Origin of the sequence: Sinorhizobium sp. FG01, assembly GCF_002531875.1 — a bacterium.
In the GTDB taxonomy this organism is placed as follows: domain Bacteria; phylum Pseudomonadota; class Alphaproteobacteria; order Rhizobiales; family Rhizobiaceae; genus Sinorhizobium; species Sinorhizobium fredii_C.
In genome coordinates, this window is the sequence record NZ_NWTB01000006.1 from 188,786 (window position 1) to 205,621 (window position 16,836).

Below are 16,836 nucleotides of genomic sequence, written 5' to 3' on the forward strand. Positions count from 1 at the left end.
TGGCCGCTCCGCCTGCTAATCTCTCAAGGTGACCCACACCGGCGCGTGGTCGCTGGCATTTTCCCACGCGCGCACATCCCGGTCGATGCCGGCGCCGGTCAGCCGGCGCCTGAGTTTTCGACTGAGCAGGATGTGATCGAGCCGCAGGCCGGCGTTTCGCTGCCAACGATTGCGGCGATAGTCCCAGAAGGTGAAAAGCTGCTCGTCCGGGTAGATCTTGCGCAGCGCATCGAGCCACCCCTGCTCGAGCAATTGCCGAAAGGCGGCGCGGCTTTGCGGCTGGACGAGGGCGTTGTCGTCGTAGGAGCGGGTCGGATAGATGTCGCGCGGTTCCGGGACGACATTGTAGTCGCCGGCAAGCACGACCGGCAGGCCGGTCTCGAACAGCTCGGCGGCGTGGCTGGCGAGGCGCTGGTGCCAGGCGAGCTTGTAGTCGAATTTCGGCCCCGGCTGCGGATTGCCGTTCGGGGCGTAGAGCGAGGCGATCAGGATGCCGTTCACGGCCGCCTCGATATAGCGGCTCTGCGTGTCGGATCGATCCCCGGGCAGGTCCGTGCGTGTCAGGACCGGTTCGCCGTCACGGGCAAGGATTGCCACGCCGTTCCAAGCCGATTGGCCTCGCCACACGGCGCCATAGCCGGCGGCCTCGATCGCCTGCTTCGGAAACTGCCCGTCCGTTGCCTTGAGCTCCTGCAGGCAGACGACATCCGGCTCGGCCGCTGCGAGCCAAGCCAGCAGGTTGTCCAGCCGCTTGTTGACGCCGTTGATGTTGAAGGTGGCAATCTTCATGCGGGCTCAGCGGACCAAGTCGCCGGCCCAGCGCGTGACAGCGTCAGCGAGCGTTTTCAGATGATCGGCCGCGGAGAAGCCGGAGATGCTCTTGCGCGGTTTCAGGTCATGGTCGCCGTCCTCCAGCCAGAGAACTTCGATCTGGTCGGACAGCGTATAGCCCCGAACCTCTTCGCGCGTGCCGAACTCGTCGCGGGTTCCCTGGCAGATCAGCGTCGGCGTCTGGAGCCCGGCGAGATGCCTGGTGCGGAGCTGCTCGGGTTTGGCCGGCGGGTGGAAAGGATAGCCGAGGCAGATGAGCCCGGCGACTTTACCCCCGGCATGAAGCTCGTCGGCGACCATGCTGGCGACGCGTCCGCCCATCGACTTGCCGCCGATGATTAGCGGGCCCTTCGCGCCGAGTTCGGCGACCGCGGCGCGATATTCCGGATTGAGCGTTTCGGCGCGGGGCGGGGGCTTGCGCTCGCCGGTGCGCCGCGCCGCCATATAGCCGAATTCGAACCGGACGACGCGGAAGCCTGCCTCCGCGAGCGCCCTGGCCGTGGCGCTCATCGAGGCCGAATCCATCGGCGCGCCGGCGCCATGGGCAAGAAGAATTGTGACCGGCGCGTCCTCCGGTCCGTCGAACAGGAACTTTCCGACCATTCAGGCAGCCGTCCTCTGGATGATTCCGTTTATCAGGCGATCTCAGGATAAGATCATGCGGCGATCCAAAGCGCCACAGGCCGCACCTGTTCAGGCGCTGGGCGCCGTCGGGAGAAGGTGAAGGTTCACGAACTGCACGCCGCGCTCGGCGGTTCGCGCCCATTCGGAATCCCTGTCGAATTCGAGATAACGCTTCCACCAACGGCGTGCCTCGCCGAGATCGCCGGCATCGAATTCGAGTTTAGCCAGGTTGAAGATCGCATCAGCGTAATTGCCGCCGACGTCGATCGCCTTTTGAAGGTATCTGCGGGCGGTGTCGATGCGGCCGCGCTCGCCCATGAGCCCGGCGAGGTTGAACCATGCCTCGGCAAAGGAGGGGTCGAGCTTAAGCGCCCGGGCGTAGTCATGCGCGGCATCCAGTTCGCGGCCGGCAGCCCGAAGGCAGTTGGCGCGGTTGAAGGCGGCGACGGAGTCGGTACGGTCGATGGCGAGGTAACGCTGATAGATGGAGGCTGCTTCGTCATATTCGCCTTCGTGCTCGGCCGCCTCGGCTTGCGCGAAGAGCTCCTCGAGTTCCGCCTCCTCGACGGCGCCGAGGTCGAGCAGCAACTGCCCATCGAGTTCGCTCAGGCCCTCGGCCCGCCGGGCATAGATCGTCCTCGGGCCTTCGTGATGGAGCGACAGCGCCGTCAGCGAAGCGACATGGCCGGAGCGCTGGACGGAGCGCGCGATCGCCCCCCAGCCAGCGCCGCTCGAGATCAGTCCGGCATACTTGCGGGCGAGGATCACGTCGCGGAACGAGTAGGGTTCGCTGTCGTGTTCGAAGGCGTCGAACAACGACAGCAGGTCGAAGAGGCGAGGCGCGATCTTCGCCTGGTCGATCAACGATTGCCGGGGCAGCGCCGACGTTTCCGGCGCGGTCGCCAGGCCCAGGAGCCGAAGGAAACCGTTCTCGCTGAGCAGGCGCCGTCCGAAGACGGCCTCCCGTTCGAAACGCGCCTCGATTTCCGCATCGGTTGCCTTCAGGAGTAAGCCGCGGCCGAAAACCACATGGGTAGTTTGCCGGGTGACGCCGCGTCGCAGATGTCCGCCCTGGCGTTCGACCTCCCGTGCGATCAGCCGCCGCGGATAAGCGGCGAGCGGCCCGACGATGCCGAATGTCTTGCCGGCGACCGCCATCAGGCCTTCTTCTGTGTGGTCGTCTTCTTTGCCGCGGCGGGTTTGGCAGCAGCGCTCTTGGATGCGGGCTTGGCAGCTGGTTCGATTTTGCTCTTGCTTTTGGCCGGCGGCTTCGTCTGCGACAGGCTCGCCTTCAACGCATCCATCAGGTTGATGACGTTGCCGCGGTCAGGCGGCGCCGCGATAATCGGCTTATGGCCCTTCAATTTTTCGCGGATCATCTGCATCAGCGCGATCTCGTAGCGATCCTCGTAGTTCTTCGGATCGAAGGTCGTGGTCTTTTGCTGGATGAGCGCCTCGGCGAGCTGCAGCATTTCCGGGTCGGGACTGCCGACCGGAATGTTGCCGAAATATTCGGCCGTGCCGCGCACCTCGTTCGGGTTCCTGAGCGTGCAGACGAACATGCCGGTCTCGCGTGGGCCGATAGTGATCACTCGTTCACGGCTCGAGAGTACCAGGCGGGCGATGGCGAGCTTGCCGCTCCGCCGCAGGGCCTCCCGCAGGACGATGAAGGTCTCCTCGGCCATCGCCCCGTCCGGCGCCAGATAATAGGGCGCATCCTGGTAGATCACGTCGACGGAGCCTTCCTCGACGAAGGCCTCGATGTTCATCGTGTGGTTCGATTCGATCCTGACGCTGTCGAGGTCGGCCTCGTCGATGACGATGTATTTCTTGTCCTCGTATTCGTAGCCCTTCACCAGGTCGGATCGTTCGACAAGGCCAAGCTCCGGATCGACCGGCTTCATGTTGATCCGGTTGTGGGTATCCTTGTGCAACTGATTGAATGTAATGCGTTCGCTGCTGCTGGTGGCCGGATAAAGCCTAACCGGGCAGCTCACGAGACTGAGTCTGAGATATCCCTTCCAACTTGCCCTGGGTGCCATGGTGGTCTCCTACGCGGCACTACGATTACTTTTCCGTCCCGGACTGAGGCGGCAGTTCCCTGGCGAAGTCGCCGATGTCGGCCCAGGGATCGCCGGATGTGGCCAGAAGGCCTGGCAGCGAAGAATAGTTCAAATCCCCCGGAGCGTCGATAGCTTCGAGATCGGACCAACTGAGCGGCGTCGAGGCCGGCAGGTTGGTACGGGCGCGCAGCGAATAGGGTGCGGCCCAGGTATGGCTGCGCGCATTGCGGTGGAAGTCGATGAAGATGCGCCTTACGCGATTGCCCTTGCCCATGGTGGTGGTGAAGGTCTCCGGCGCGGTCGCCGCCAGGCGGGCGGCGATCGCGCTTGCCGCCTGGTGGAACTTCTTCCAGTTAAACTTCGGTCTGACCGGCAGGACGACATGGAGGCCGTTGCCGCCCGAGGTCTTGACGAAGGGGACGAGGCCGACCGCCTCGAGTTCGGCCTTGATGTGAATGGCCGCTTCGACCACTACCCGCCAGGCGACACCTTCGCCGGGGTCGAGGTCGAAGACCATGCGATCGGGCTTGTCGAGCAGCATGCGCGTCGTACCCCAATTGTGGAATTCGACGACGCCGAACTGCGCCAGCGCCAGATAGGATTTCGCATCCTCGACGGAAAGATAAGTTTTGGTTTCGCCGTCCGAGTTGGCGGTTTGGAAGGTCGCGACCGAAGGCGGCATGCCGGTGAAGGGGTGGCGCTGAAAGAAGCAGTCCGCCGTTTTTCCCGTCGGGCAGCGCACCAGAGAGACGGGTCGGCCGAGGATGTGCGGCAGCATGAAATCGCCGATCATGGCGTAGTAGACGGCGAGGTCGAGCTTGGTCGGGCCGGACTTGCCGAACAGGCGCCGGGTCGGATTGGTGATCGAGATGCTGGCCAGGTCCGCGTCGGAAATCAGCCGTTTTTGCCGCGGTGAAACTGGCGTCGAGAGGTCGACGTCACGGAGGCCCCGGAACACCGCATGGCGCAGAATATTGTCGGCTGTTCGATTCCCGTAGTGAATGCGCGCCCTCAATACCGGTCGGACCCAGATGATCTCCTTCGGAGCACCCTCGAGCTTCGCCGCACCTGCCCTCAGCGGCTCCAGCCGCGCCAGCAATTGTTTCAGCGTTTCGGCGTCAAAGCCGGTTCCGACCTTGCCGCGATATTGCAGTTCGCCGTCGACCCATTCGCCGAGCGCGAGCGCGGCAAGGCCTTCGGCGGCTTCCGACATGGTATAGCCGGCGATGACGAAATCTTCCGCCTTCAGCGCCTTGGTCTTGGTCCAGGTCTTGGAGCGGCCGCTCTGGTAGGGCGCCGAGGCGCGTTTGGAAATGACCCCCTCGAGCCCCAGTTCCGAGGCCTGCTGGTAAAAGGCGCGCCCGTCGCCGATGACGTGATCGCTCAACTGGATGGCGGAGCGGCTCGACAGTTGCGCCGCGAGCACCTGCTTGAGCAGAGCCTTGCGCTTCTCGAGCGGGACAGCGGCGAGGTTCCAGCCGTCGAGATGCAGAAGATCGAAGGCATAGAACACCAGCCGGTTGCCTGCGCCGGCGGAGAGCGCCTCCTGAAGGAGCGCAAAACGGCTGATGCCCTCCTCGTCGAGCACGACGATTTCGCCATCGATGACGGCTTCGGGGCATGGCAGCCGGCGAAACGCCTCGGGCAGATCGCCGTAGCGTCGCGTCCAGTCGAGGCCGCCGCGGGTGATGAGGCGCACCTCGCCGCTGGATAAGTGCGCCATCGTGCGGTAGCCGTCGAACTTGATCTCATGCAGCCATACCTCGCGCCCGGGGGCACTGTCCGGCGGTGCGGCGGTTGGTATTGCGAGTTGCGGTTCGATGCGTGTCGGCATCGGCGCCTTCGTCGCGCCGGGAAGAACGCCCGGCTTGAGCTTCACCGTCTTGGCGGCTGGCGTCGGCTTTTCAACGAGCTCCTCGATCCGCCGCCCCGATTTGACGCTTTCCGGCCGGGCGGCAAGAATATCGATGGAGGGATCGGCGGCCGGATCGCGTTCCTTGAAGAGAAGCCAGTTGCGATCGTCCTCTTCGCCGGGCCTCGCCTTCAGCCGCGTCAGCATCCAGCCGCCGTTGAGCTTTTCGCCGGCCAGGCGAAACTTGAAAGCGCCCTTGCGCAGGCTCTCCTCGACATCGTCCATCGGCGCCCACACACCGGTGTCCCAGACGATCATCGGCCCGGCGCCATATTGGCCCTCCGGAATGACGCCTTCGAAGTCGATATAGTCAATCGGATGGTCCTCGGTCTCGACCGCCAGGCGCTTGTCGGCCGGGTTGAGCGAGGGGCCCTTGGGGACCGCCCAGCTCTTCAGCACGCCGCCGACTTCGAGCCTCAGATCGTAATGGTCTGCAGTCGCATGATGCTTGTGCACGACGAAACGGTTGCCGCCGCCGGCCGGGCGCCCGGCCGGCTCCGGCGTCTTCGAAAAATCGCGCTTCTTGCGGTAGGCCTCAAGCTTCGACGTCGCCATGCGACCAAGCTATGGCTTATCCATCGAACCCGCAATATCGGCTGACGCGAGCCGCAACGAAGTGCCCCGGCTCGCGTGGCTCAGCTCAAGCGCACCGACCCGGCGTGCCGAGCGCCATATGGCGGTTGACGTCCTTGTAGAGCAGATAACGGAACTTGCCCGGACCGCCGGCATAGCAGGCCTGCGGGCAGAAGGCCCTGAGCCACATATAGTCGCCGGCTTCGACCTCGACCCAATCGGCGTTGAGGCGGTAGACCGCCTTGCCCTCGAGAACGTAGAGGCCGTGTTCCATCACATGGGTCTCCATGAAGGGAATGACGCCGCCCGGCTCGAAAGTGACGATCGTCACATGCATGTCGTGGCGCATGTCGGACGGATCGACGAAGCGGGTCGTCGCCCAGCGGCCGTCCGTATCGGGCATCGGCGTCGGGGTGATTTCACGTTCGTTGGTGACGATCGGTTCGGGGAGAGGGATTCCATCGACCTTTTCGTAGGCTTTGCGGAACCAGTGGAATCGGGCCGGCGTGGAACCGTCATTGTGGAGGCTCCAGTCGGCGCCGGGCGGGATGAAGGCGTAGCCGCCGGGCTGCATCCGGTGGGTCTCACCGCCGATCGTCAGCCGGAACTCGCCGTCGACCACGAACAACACGGCTTCTGCGCGCGGATCGCTTTCAGGTTGGTCGCTTCCCCCAGAAGGCCCGACCTCCATGATGTATTGCGAGAATGTTTCGGCGAAGCCTGACAGAGGACGCGAGAGGACCCACAGACGGGTATTCGTCCAATGCGGCAGGTAGCTGGTGACGATGTCGCGCATCACCCCCTTCGGAATGATCGCATAGGCTTCGGTGAACACCGCCCGATCCGTCAGCAGGTTCGTTTGCGGCGGATGCCCGCCTTCGGGGAAATAGTAGTTGCTCTTCATCTTTCTCGCCTATCGGGGTGGCTGGTGAGCCGGGCTCTGCCGATCCCGGCGGTGGTAAATCGCTGTGGCGCCGTTTGTCGGCAGGCCAGGGGGTTTTACTAGCGCTCCTCCGGTCTGTGCCCGCCGATGGCGTGCGTCAACGCGTCGGCTGTCCGGCGGACGACAGGCCCGATGATCGTGAGCTTGGCGTCGTCGATGCGGACCGTGGGGCCGGAGATCGAGATGCCGCCGATCGCCTCGCCATATTCGTTGAAGACGGGCGCCGCGATGCAGCGCATGCCAAGCGTATGCTCCTCGTCGTCGATCGACCAGCCGCGAAAGCGGATCTCCGTGATATCGGCGAGGAGCGCCGGGAGCGTATCGAGTGTGCGCTCGGTGAAGTGCGCAAGCGTTCTGCCGTTAAGTGCCTTGGCGATCTCGGTGTCCGACCATGTGGCGAGGATCGCCTTGCCGATACCGGATGCATGGATCGGCCCGCGGCGGCCGGGGCGGAAGAAGGCGCGCATCGGCGCGTGGCTCTCGACCTGGGATATGAAAACCACGTCGCCGTCGTCCTCGATGCCGATATTGGCCGTCTCGCCGCTCTTCTCCATCAGTTGCTTCAGGAAGGGCCGGCTGATCGTGCCGAGCTTGCGGAAGCGCAGGAAAGCATTGCCGATCTCGAAGGCCTTGACGCCGACGGTCCAGGTGCCGGTGTCGCCGTCGTTCGTCACCATGCCGTGACTGGCAAGCGAACTGAGCAGCCGGTGCACCGTCGAGGGCGCCATGCCGGTCCGCTCCGAGAGAGAAGTCAGGGTCGAGCCGTCACCCTCGGCGACGATGGCAAGCAGCGACAGGCTCCGGTCCAGAACCTGGACGGAGGAGGGGGCGGCATTCTCTGCCGCCTTGCGCCCGCGCTTGCCTTTGACTGTCGACTCCATCAGTCCGACTCCAAATCGCTTCTCATCATCATGCTCTATCGCGATTGCGTCTGATTTTCTCATATTTGTTGAAGATGTTTATTTCCACATGATGGGAATGATTTCCATAAATTTGTTGATCGCCGCGGCATATGGGTTAGCATCCCACTCAACAGGAGGAGTTCCCATGGCCAAGATGCGTGCTGTCGATGCAGCGGTTCATGTTCTGGAAAAGGAGGGGATCGATTGTGCCTTCGGGGTCCCGGGGGCGGCGATCAATCCGCTCTATTCGGCGCTCAAAGCGCGCGGATCGATCCGCCATATTCTCGCCCGTCACGTCGAAGGCGCCTCCCACATGGCCGAGGGCTACACGCGGGCAAAGCACGGCAATATCGGCGTCTGCATTGGCACGTCCGGCCCGGCCGGCACCGACATGATTACCGGCCTCTACTCGGCCTCGGCCGATTCGATCCCGATCCTCTGCATCACGGGACAGGCGCCGCGGGCGCGTCTCGACAAGGAGGATTTCCAGGCAGTCGACATCGCCAAGATCGCGGCGCCCGTCGCCAAGTGGGCGGTCACGGTCATGGAGCCGGCGCTCGTTCCCTTCGTCTTCCAGAAGGCGTTCCATCTGATGCGCTCCGGCCGTCCCGGTCCGGTTCTGATCGACCTGCCGGTCGACGTCCAGCTTGCCGAGATCGAGTTCGATCCGGAGACCTATGAGCCGCTCGCGCCCTACAAGCCGGCCGCGACGCGCGTCCAGGCCGAAAAAGCGCTTGCCATGCTGAACGCGGCGGAACGGCCGCTGATCGTCGCCGGCGGCGGCATCATCAATGCGGATGCGTCGGACCTCCTCACCGAATTTGCCGAGATCACCGGCGTTCCGGTCATCCCGACGCTGATGGGTTGGGGCGCGATCCCCGACGACCACCCGTTGATGGCCGGCATGTGCGGTCTGCAGACCTCGCATCGCTACGGCAACGCGACGCTGCTTGCCTCGGATTTCGTCTTCGGCATTGGCAACCGCTGGGCCAACCGCCACACCGGTAACGTCCCGATCTATACGGAAGGACGCAAGTTTATCCATGTCGATATCGAGCCGACGCAGATCGGCCGCGTCTTCGCGCCGGATTTCGGCATCGTCTCGGATGCAGGCGCCGCCCTCAAACTCTTCCTCGACGTTGCGACCGAATGGAAGACTGCCGGCAAGTTGCGAGACTGGTCTGCCTGGGCGGCCGAATGCCGCGAACGCAAGCGCACCATGCTGCGCAAGACCCATTACGACCAGACGCCACTGAAGCCCCAGCGCGTCTACGAGGAGATGAACAAGGCCTTCGGCCGTAACACCTGCTACGTCTCGACCATCGGCTTGAGCCAGATCGCCGGGGCGCAGTTCCTGCATGTCTACAGACCGCGCAATTGGATCAACTGCGGTCAGGCGGGTCCGCTCGGCTGGACGCTGCCGGCAGCGCTCGGCGTCCGCGCCGCGGACCCAAACCGCCCGATCGTCGCGCTTTCGGGCGACTACGATTTCCAGTTTCTGATCGAGGAACTCGCGGTCGGGGCGCAGCACAAGCTCCCCTACCTGCATGTCGTCGTCAACAACTCCTATCTCGGCCTGATCCGTCAGGCCCAGCGCGGCTTCGACATGGACTTCGAGGTAAGCCTCGCCTTCGACAACATCAATGCCAACGGCGACGCCGAGAAGGGTTACGGCGTCGATCACGTGGCCGTCGCCGAAGGCCTCGGCTGCAAGGCGATCCGCGTCAGGAACCCCAATGAGTTCGCCGATGCCTTCGAACGGGCGCAGGCGCTGATGGAGGAACACCAGGTGCCGGTCGTCATCGAATTCATCCTCGAGCGCGTCACCAACATCGCCATGGGCGCCGACATCAATGCGGTCGTCGAGTTCGAGGAGCTTGCCGAACGCGGCGAGGACGCGCCGACCGCAATCGCCGCCCTGCTCGATTGAAACCATCAACAGCAGGATGAGGGAGGTCTTCCGGCCGCATCCTGCTTCCCCTTCCAGAGGAGTAACCGCATGCCGAGATTTGCGGCAAACCTGACCATGCTGTTCAATGAGGCGCCGTTCCTCGACCGCTTCGCACTTGCCGCCAAGGCTGGCTTCGAAGGCGTGGAATATCTGTTTCCCTATGAATTCGAGAAAATAGCCTTGCGCAGCGCTCTCGAACGCTACGGACTGACGCAGGTTCTTCACAACCTTCCCGCCGGCGACTGGGCGCGCGGCGAACGCGGCATCGCCATCCTGCCGGATCGGATCGACGAATTCCGCAGGGGTGTCGCAACCGCCATCGATTATGCGATGGCGCTCGATTGCAAGCAGGTCAATTGCCTCGTCGGCATCGCGCCGGACGGAGTGCCGGACCGCGTGCTGCGCACGACCCTTGTTGCCAATCTGAGGCTCGCGGCGAGCGAACTCGGCAAGCATGGCATCCGCCTGCTGATCGAACCGATCAACCGCTTCGACATTCCCGGCTTTTATCTCAATACGGTTGGGCAGGCGGCCGCGATCATCGAGGAGGTCGGCAGCGATAACCTGTTCATACAGTGCGACCTTTACCACCAGCAGCGGACCGAGGGCGAACTGATCGGCACCTATAAGCGCTATTCGGACCGGATTGCGCATGTCCAGCTCGCCGACAATCCGGGCCGCAACGAGCCGGGCACCGGCGAGATTAACTACCCCTTCGTTTTCGATGCGCTGGAAGCCGCCGGCTACGAGGGCTGGATCGGTTGCGAATACAAGCCGCGCACGACCACGACGGAGGGGCTCGGCTGGCTCGGGGCCGAGCGCAAGCGCAACCGATCCGCAGACATCATCAAGATCAGGAGCTAAGCAAAAATGGCATCTATCGGCTTTATCGGACTGGGCATCATGGGCACGCCGATGGCGCGCCACCTGCAGGATGCAGGCCACACCATCATCACGTCGAAATTCGCGATCCCGCCGCGTCAGGAACTGCTTGATCATGGCCTACAGTTCGCCGAAACGCCGAAGGCGCTCGCCGAAACCGTCGACACGATCATCCTGATGCTGCCGGACACGCCGGAAGTGAAGGATGTTCTCTTCGGCGAGAACGGCGTTTCCTATGGCCTCGGCAAGGGCAAGCTGGTCATCGACATGAGCTCGATTTCGCCGATCGAGACGAAGGAGTTCGCCAGGCGGATCCGCGAAACCGGGGCGGAATATATAGACGCGCCGGTTTCGGGCGGTGAGGTCGGTGCCAAGAATGCTACGCTCAGCATCATGGCCGGCGGCACGCCGGACTCCTTCGAGCGCGCCTTGCCGCTGTTCAAGCTGATGGGCAAGAACATCACCCTCGTCGGCGATTGCGGGGACGGCCAGGTCACCAAGGTTGCCAACCAGATCATCGTCGCGCTGACAATCGAGGCGGTTTCCGAGGCGCTGGTCTTCGCCTCCAAGGCGGGCGCCGACCCGGCCCGCGTCCGCGAGGCGTTGATGGGCGGCTTTGCCTCTTCGCGGATTCTCGAGGTTCACGGCGATCGGATGATTAAGCGGACCTTCGAGCCGGGCTTCCGCATCTCGCTGCACCAGAAGGATCTGAACCTGGCGCTGCAGGGGGCGAAGAGCCTTGGCATCTCGCTGCCGAACACGGCGGCGACGCAGGAGCTCTTCAACAACTGCGCCGCCAATGGCGACAGCGGCCTCGACCATTCGGGTCTGGTTCGGGCGCTTGAGCGCATGGCGAACCACGAGGTCGCCTGAACTACAGCGCGGCGCTGTAACACGTTGAATCTAGGCATCGTGCTTTCCGAAAATCGATGCCGATTTCGGGCGCTGCGCTGGAGCGGGATGAGGAAAGTGTGTGCGGTTTTCCGCCCGCACCCCGCTCCATGCTTTAGAATCGCGCATGATCGGCCCGGCGGGCGTCCCCATCCACTGCGGCAATCATGCATCCGGGCGGCGGAAGGAGGAGCCGCCGCCCGGGCATTTGCGAACAGGAGGAAAAATGGCCGTCATCGCCGATCCGCGTCAATTCCTGGAATCGTTGTTCGCTTCGGCGGTCGCCGCCGCCGATCCGGCGCGCGTTCTTGCGGCCAATCTGCCGCAACGGCCTAGGGGCCGCACCGTGGTCATTGGCGCCGGAAAGGGTGCTGCACAGATGGCGCAGGCCTTCGAGGCACTGTGGCAAGGGCCGTTCAGCGGCGCCGTCGTAACGCGCTACGGTTTCGGTGTTCCTTGCAGACACATCGACGTGCTCGAAGCCTCGCACCCCTTGCCGGATGAAAGCGGGCTCCAGGCCTCGAAACGACTGCTTTCCGAGGTCGGCGGCCTGACGAAGGACGACCTCGTCGTGGCGCTGATCTGCGGCGGCGGTTCGGCGCTGCTGCCGCTGCCGCCGCCAGGGCTCTCGCTCGAGGACGAAATTGCCGTCAACCGCGCCTTGCTGGCTTCGGGCGCGCCGATCCGGGCGATGAATGCCGTGCGCAAGCACGTCTCGGTGATCAAGGGCGGGCGGCTGGCCGCTGCCGCTTACCCCGCGCGGGTCGTATCGCTCGTCGTCTCCGACATACCCGGCGACGATCCGGCATTGGTGGCCTCCGGTCCGACGATCGCCGACAACAGTACGCGTGCCGATGCGTTGAAAATCATCGAGCGCTACCGCTTGGCGCTGCCGGAACGCGTTCACACATGGCTGGCGGGTGAAGCGGCGGATGCACCAAGGCCTGACGATCCGCGTTTTGCCCGAAACGAGGTTCGGCTGATCGCCTCGGCCGGCGTCTCGTTGGAGGCGGCCGTGACCCAAGCGCGTGCCTCAGGCGTCGAGGCAATTATTCTTTCGGATTCGATCGAGGGCGAGGCCCGTGATGTCGGGCTGGTGCATGCGGCGATTGCGCGCGAGGTGGCGACCCGCAGCCGTCCCTTCGAAAAGCCGGTTGTCCTGCTCTCCGGCGGCGAAACCACCGTGACGGTGAGAGGCGCCGGCCGAGGCGGTCGCAACAGCGAGTTCCTGCTGTCGCTCTCTCTCGGCATTGACGGCGTCGGCGGCATTTCGGCGCTGGCGGCCGACACCGACGGGATCGATGGCTCGGAGGACAATGCCGGCGCTTTCGCCGACGCCACGACGATCGCCCGGCTGTTTCAGCAGCGGATCGATGCGGCGGCGTTGCTTCAGCGCAACGACAGCTGGTCGGCCTTCGATGCGCTCGGCGACCTCTTCAAGCCCGGGCCGACCGGCACCAACATCAACGACTTTCGGGCGATGCTGATCCAATGAGCGCGGCCGGGAGCAAACGACAACAAACGGGAGGAAATGCGATGAAATCCCTGCCGATCCGGCCCCTGTCGCGGGCCGAATTCGCCCCCTTCGGCGACGTGATCGAAGTCGACGAGGCAAAGAGCTTCCCCATCAATGCGGGCAAATGCATCCGCTACCACGATCTCGCAACGGTCGAGACGACCGGCCCGGAGGCGCGCGCCCTGATCAGCCTGCTGCGCGGCGAGCCTTACGAGATTCCGCTGCCGCTCAGGATGGTGGAGCGCCACCCCCTTGGCAGCCAGGCCTTCGTGCCGCTGACGGAGAACGCCTTTCTTGTCGTGGTCGCTCCGGATGAGGGAGGCAGGCCGGGCGAACCAATCGCTTTCGAGACGGCGTCCGGCCAGGGCGTCAACATCGCCCGCAACGTCTGGCACGGCATTCTGACGCCGCTCTACGGCGTCTCCGATTTCGTCGTCGTCGACCGCGGCGGCGAAGGTTGCAATCTGGAGGAGCATTTCTTCGATACGCCCTATCGGGTCGAGTACGCGTGACGGACATTGTCGCCTGCGCCCTTGTTGCGGGGCCATCAAGCTCTTAGGTTCGGGCGATCGAGTCCGTGATCCATTGAGCAATGCTGCAGACGGCCAGAACAATGTGGGGAGAAACCGGGTGGGGCATTCCGACCTCGGTCGCCCTGCATCTGGCGCTGGCCTTCCTGCTTCTCGTTCGGCTGCCGGAGCATGCGCCGCCTGCAAAAGAGCAAAGCATCAATGTCGAGCTTGTTCCGCCGCCGAAGCCTGAGGAAAAGCCACAGGAAAAATCGAACCAGCCAAGGCCTCAGTCATCCCGGGCGCAGCCACAGGTATTCGAATCCGCTTCGTCTGAGGTTGACAAGGAAAAGCCGCCGCAGCCGCAATTGCCGCCCACCGCGCCAAGCAGGATCGAGAGGCCCAAGACACCGGCTGAGCAGGCAAGTGCTCCCTCTGCCAGGAAGGACAACGCCGACAAGCCATCCGAAACTAGAACGGCATTGGCTGAGTTGCGCGTCGAAGCCAAGGACGCGGTAAACAAGTCGGACGAGGCTGCTCCAGCGCGTCAAGGAGCGCCTGTTCTCAGCGAGAAGCCGCTGCCGGAAGAAGCGAAGGCGGATGCGGCGCAAAAGCCGGCAGAGACCGCCTCCGAGCGCCAGTCGAGCAATCTGGTCGAGGCGAAGGAAATCTATTCCAAGGATGCCCTGTCGGACCCCCGCGTCAAACAGGCGATGGGACGGCTGCCGCCGAAGAGGCGGATCGTGCAGCTTTGCACCATCGAGGCGCTCGAACAGGTGCGCCGAGAGAGACCTGATGCCTTTCCGGACATGCTTGTCCCGTTTGGACCGATCGGCGGTATGGTTTCGGCTTCGGGTCTCAATGCCAGCGGCGGCGCCTTCCGCAGCCGGGGAAAATGGTACACGATCGACTTCAAATGCGAGGTCAACTCGGAGACGACGTCGGTCGCCTCCTTCAGCTTTGCGATCGGTAAGGCGATTCCCAGGGGCGAGTGGAGCACGCGCCAGCTGCCGAAGGAGTGAGAGCGCGGTGCGTCTTTCAGATAATGGCGAAATGAGCTTGACGGATTCCTTCCACCCGCACCCATCTACCACAGATCATACACACAGGATTCCTGTGACGAGCACAGGAATGAGGATCGAGGAAGGCCTGCCGGGTGGTTGCGGGCCTCAGCGCATCATCGCCAGCGCCGTGGCGAAGAAGTCGTCGCCGCCGAAATTGCCGGACTTCAGCGCCAGCAGCATGTCGCCCTGGGCATTGCCGACGGTGCGAAGAACCGGCACGCCGGGAGCGATCTCGGGGCCCATCAGGAAGGCGGGGATGGCCAGCCTGTCGACCGTTGCGCCGGAGGTCTCGCCGCCGGCGACGACGAGGCGCTTGACGCCGCGCGCCACCAGTTCGCTGGCGACGGTTGCAGTTGCGGTTTCGATCGCGTGGCCGGACGCTTCGCGCCCATAATGCGCTTGCAGGCGTGAGACCACATCGGGCGAGGCGCTTGCGGCAATGACAATCGGGCCTGCGGAAATCCGCTCGCCGGCCCAGGCGATCGCCGCGGAAATTTCATCGGACCCTCTGAGCAGCTTCTCCGTGTCGAGCCGCAGCACCGGCATGGAGCGTTCGGCAATCTCGAGCTGCCGCAGCGTTGCTGCCGAGCAGCTGCCGGCGACAATGGCGGCAAGTCCCCCGACGGGGCGCACGGCATCCGTCGTGGCTGTGCCTGCCGAAGAAGCGCGACCGGAGCGCACGATGGCGCGGGCGAGGCCGAGCCCAAGGCCGGAGGCGCCGGTCGATACGGGCGTCCGCAGCGCCACCTCGCCGAGCGTTTCGAGGTCGCGCTCCGAGATCGCGTCGGCAAGGGCGGCGGAAGTTCCTTCCGCGCCCAGGGCATCGAGCCGGGCCGTTACGGCGGCGGGGCCGGCCATGATCGTCGCCAGGTCGACGAGGCCGATCTTGCCCTGAGACTGCCGGCCCATGACGCGAACCAGATTGGCGTCATGCATCGGATTGAGCGGATGGTCCTTGAGGGGGCTTTCGTCGAGCGGCTGTCCGTTGACGAAAAGATGGCCGAGATAGACGGTCCGGCCGGTTTCCGGAAAGGCCGGGGTGACGAGCGCGATGCCGCCGCCCGCGGCTTTCGCCAGCGCCTCGGTCACCGGGCCGATATTGCCCTCATCGGTGGAATCGAAGGTCGAGCAGATCTTGTAGAGAACATGGGCGGCGCCGCGGTCGCGCAGCCACCGTTCCGCCCTGCTTGCCGCAGCGACAGCCTCGTCGGCGGCAACAGAGCGGATCTTCAGCGAGACGACCACTGCGTCGACGTCGGGCAGGGCGAGCGCCGGATCGGGAATGCCGACCGTCTGCACCGTGCGCAGGCCGTTCTTCGTCAACGTATTGGCGAGGTCGGAGGCGCCCGTGTAGTCGTCGGCGATCGATCCCAAAAGGATTGTCATTGGTCAGCTCCGTGCAAAGGGTTTGAACCAGGCAAGGCCGTCGAGCGTTCCGCCGCGCGGGGTGTATTCGCAGCCGACGAAGCCGGTGTAGCCGAGCCGGTCGATCTCGGCGAAGAGATAGGGGTAGTTCAGCTCTTCGTCGTCCGGCTCCTGCCGCGACGGCACGCTGGCGATCTGGATGTGGCCGGTGATCGGTATGAGACGTCGGAGCGCCATCGCGACATCGCCATGGATGATCTGGCGATGGTAGATGTCGAACTGGAGCTTCAGGTTGGCGAGGTTCAGCTCGGTGATCAACCGTTCGGCGGCGCCGAAGTCGTTGAGGAAATAGCCGGGCATGTTGCGGCCGTTAATCGGTTCGAGCAGCAGGTCGAGATCTTTCTCAGCGAGGCGCTCGGCGGCGTAGATCACGGAACGCTGATAGCAGGCTACGGCCTCCTCGTCGGAGGGATCTGCGAGACCCGCCATCAGATGCAGCCGCTTGACGCCCGTCGCTGCCGCATAGTCGAGTGCGCGCTCGACATCGACTTTCAGCGCCTCGAAGCGGCCGAGAAGGGCGGCGATGCCGCGCTCGCCCGCCGCCCAGTCGCCGGGCGGCAGGTTGAAGAGTGCCTGCTCAAGCTTGTTGCGAGTCAACCGTTCGGCGATCGCCTCCGGCGGTGCCTCGTAGGGGAAGAGATATTCGACGGCAGTAAAACCCGCTTCCGCGGCGGCGTCGAAGCGGTCTAGGAACGACCACTCGTTGAACATCATCGTCAGATTGGCGGCGAAAACGGGCATGTCGAACGT

15 protein-coding genes are annotated in these 16,836 nt (G+C 64.2%); 6 read left to right on the plus strand and 9 right to left on the minus strand.

The window, feature by feature from the left end; translation table 11 throughout:
- Window positions 1-15: 15 nt before the first annotated feature.
- The 7 genes from xth to CO656_RS11240 all read right to left on the minus strand — a co-directional run bounded on the left by xth (window position 16) and on the right by CO656_RS11240 (window position 7,827).
- The gene (gene xth / locus CO656_RS11210) at window positions 16-789 is read right to left on the minus strand and encodes an exodeoxyribonuclease III (protein WP_097525809.1); all 774 of its coding nucleotides are present in this window, start codon (window positions 787-789) and stop codon (window positions 16-18) included.
- Between the two features lie 6 nt (window positions 790-795).
- Window positions 796-1,434 carry an alpha/beta fold hydrolase gene (locus CO656_RS11215; RefSeq protein WP_037419076.1) on the minus strand — a complete coding sequence of 213 codons (639 nt, stop codon included), beginning with the start codon at window positions 1,432-1,434 and terminating at the stop codon, window positions 796-798.
- A 90-nt stretch (window positions 1,435-1,524) separates the two neighbouring features.
- Complete coding sequence (locus tag CO656_RS11220) at window positions 1,525-2,613, minus strand: tetratricopeptide repeat protein (protein WP_097525810.1); 1,089 nt, start codon at window positions 2,611-2,613, stop codon at window positions 1,525-1,527.
- A complete protein-coding gene (locus CO656_RS11225; RefSeq protein ID WP_097525811.1) occupies window positions 2,613-3,497 on the minus strand; it encodes a Ku protein in 885 nt (294 codons plus the stop codon). Before CO656_RS11225 ends, CO656_RS11220 begins: the two co-directional genes overlap by 1 nt.
- Window positions 3,498-3,522: 25 nt before the next feature.
- A complete protein-coding gene (gene ligD / locus CO656_RS11230) occupies window positions 3,523-5,985 on the minus strand; it encodes a DNA ligase D (protein WP_097525812.1) in 2,463 nt (820 codons plus the stop codon).
- 85 nt (window positions 5,986-6,070) lie between these two features.
- On the minus strand, window positions 6,071-6,907 hold the full coding sequence (locus CO656_RS11235; RefSeq protein ID WP_097525813.1) for a bifunctional allantoicase/(S)-ureidoglycine aminohydrolase: 837 nt from the start codon (window positions 6,905-6,907) through the stop codon (window positions 6,071-6,073).
- A 98-nt stretch (window positions 6,908-7,005) separates the two neighbouring features.
- Window positions 7,006-7,827 carry an IclR family transcriptional regulator gene (locus CO656_RS11240; protein ID WP_097525814.1) on the minus strand — a complete coding sequence of 274 codons (822 nt, stop codon included), beginning with the start codon at window positions 7,825-7,827 and terminating at the stop codon, window positions 7,006-7,008.
- Window positions 7,828-7,993: 166 nt separating this feature from the next.
- Between CO656_RS11240 and gcl the strand changes: the two genes are divergently transcribed.
- The 6 genes from gcl (at window position 7,994) to CO656_RS11270 (ending at window position 14,619) form a co-directional block, all read left to right on the plus strand.
- The gene (gene gcl / locus CO656_RS11245) at window positions 7,994-9,778 is read left to right on the plus strand and encodes a glyoxylate carboligase (protein WP_037419090.1); all 1,785 of its coding nucleotides are present in this window, start codon (window positions 7,994-7,996) and stop codon (window positions 9,776-9,778) included.
- Window positions 9,779-9,847: 69 nt separating this feature from the next.
- Entirely contained in the window at window positions 9,848-10,663 is an 816-nt protein-coding gene (hyi, locus tag CO656_RS11250) for a hydroxypyruvate isomerase (RefSeq protein ID WP_097525815.1), read from the plus strand.
- Between the two features lie 6 nt (window positions 10,664-10,669).
- Window positions 10,670-11,554, plus strand: coding sequence for a 2-hydroxy-3-oxopropionate reductase (locus CO656_RS11255; RefSeq protein WP_037419094.1), 885 nt, complete (start codon window positions 10,670-10,672; stop codon window positions 11,552-11,554).
- 244 nt (window positions 11,555-11,798) lie between these two features.
- Window positions 11,799-13,067 carry a glycerate kinase gene (locus CO656_RS11260; protein ID WP_097525816.1) on the plus strand — a complete coding sequence of 423 codons (1,269 nt, stop codon included), beginning with the start codon at window positions 11,799-11,801 and terminating at the stop codon, window positions 13,065-13,067.
- A gap of 41 nt (window positions 13,068-13,108) precedes the next feature.
- On the plus strand, window positions 13,109-13,600 hold the full coding sequence (locus CO656_RS11265) for an ureidoglycolate lyase (protein ID WP_097525817.1): 492 nt from the start codon (window positions 13,109-13,111) through the stop codon (window positions 13,598-13,600).
- Window positions 13,601-13,701: 101 nt separating this feature from the next.
- Window positions 13,702-14,619, plus strand: coding sequence for a DUF930 domain-containing protein (locus CO656_RS11270; protein WP_234820253.1), 918 nt, complete (start codon window positions 13,702-13,704; stop codon window positions 14,617-14,619).
- 147 nt (window positions 14,620-14,766) lie between these two features.
- On the opposite strand, the gene otnK is transcribed toward CO656_RS11270, so the two are convergent.
- The gene (gene otnK, locus CO656_RS11275) at window positions 14,767-16,047 is read right to left on the minus strand and encodes a 3-oxo-tetronate kinase (RefSeq protein WP_097525819.1); all 1,281 of its coding nucleotides are present in this window, start codon (window positions 16,045-16,047) and stop codon (window positions 14,767-14,769) included.
- 3 nt (window positions 16,048-16,050) lie between these two features.
- Window positions 16,051-16,827 carry a 2-oxo-tetronate isomerase gene (gene otnI / locus CO656_RS11280; protein WP_097525820.1) on the minus strand — a complete coding sequence of 259 codons (777 nt, stop codon included), beginning with the start codon at window positions 16,825-16,827 and terminating at the stop codon, window positions 16,051-16,053.
- Between the last annotated feature and the right edge of the window lie 9 nt (window positions 16,828-16,836).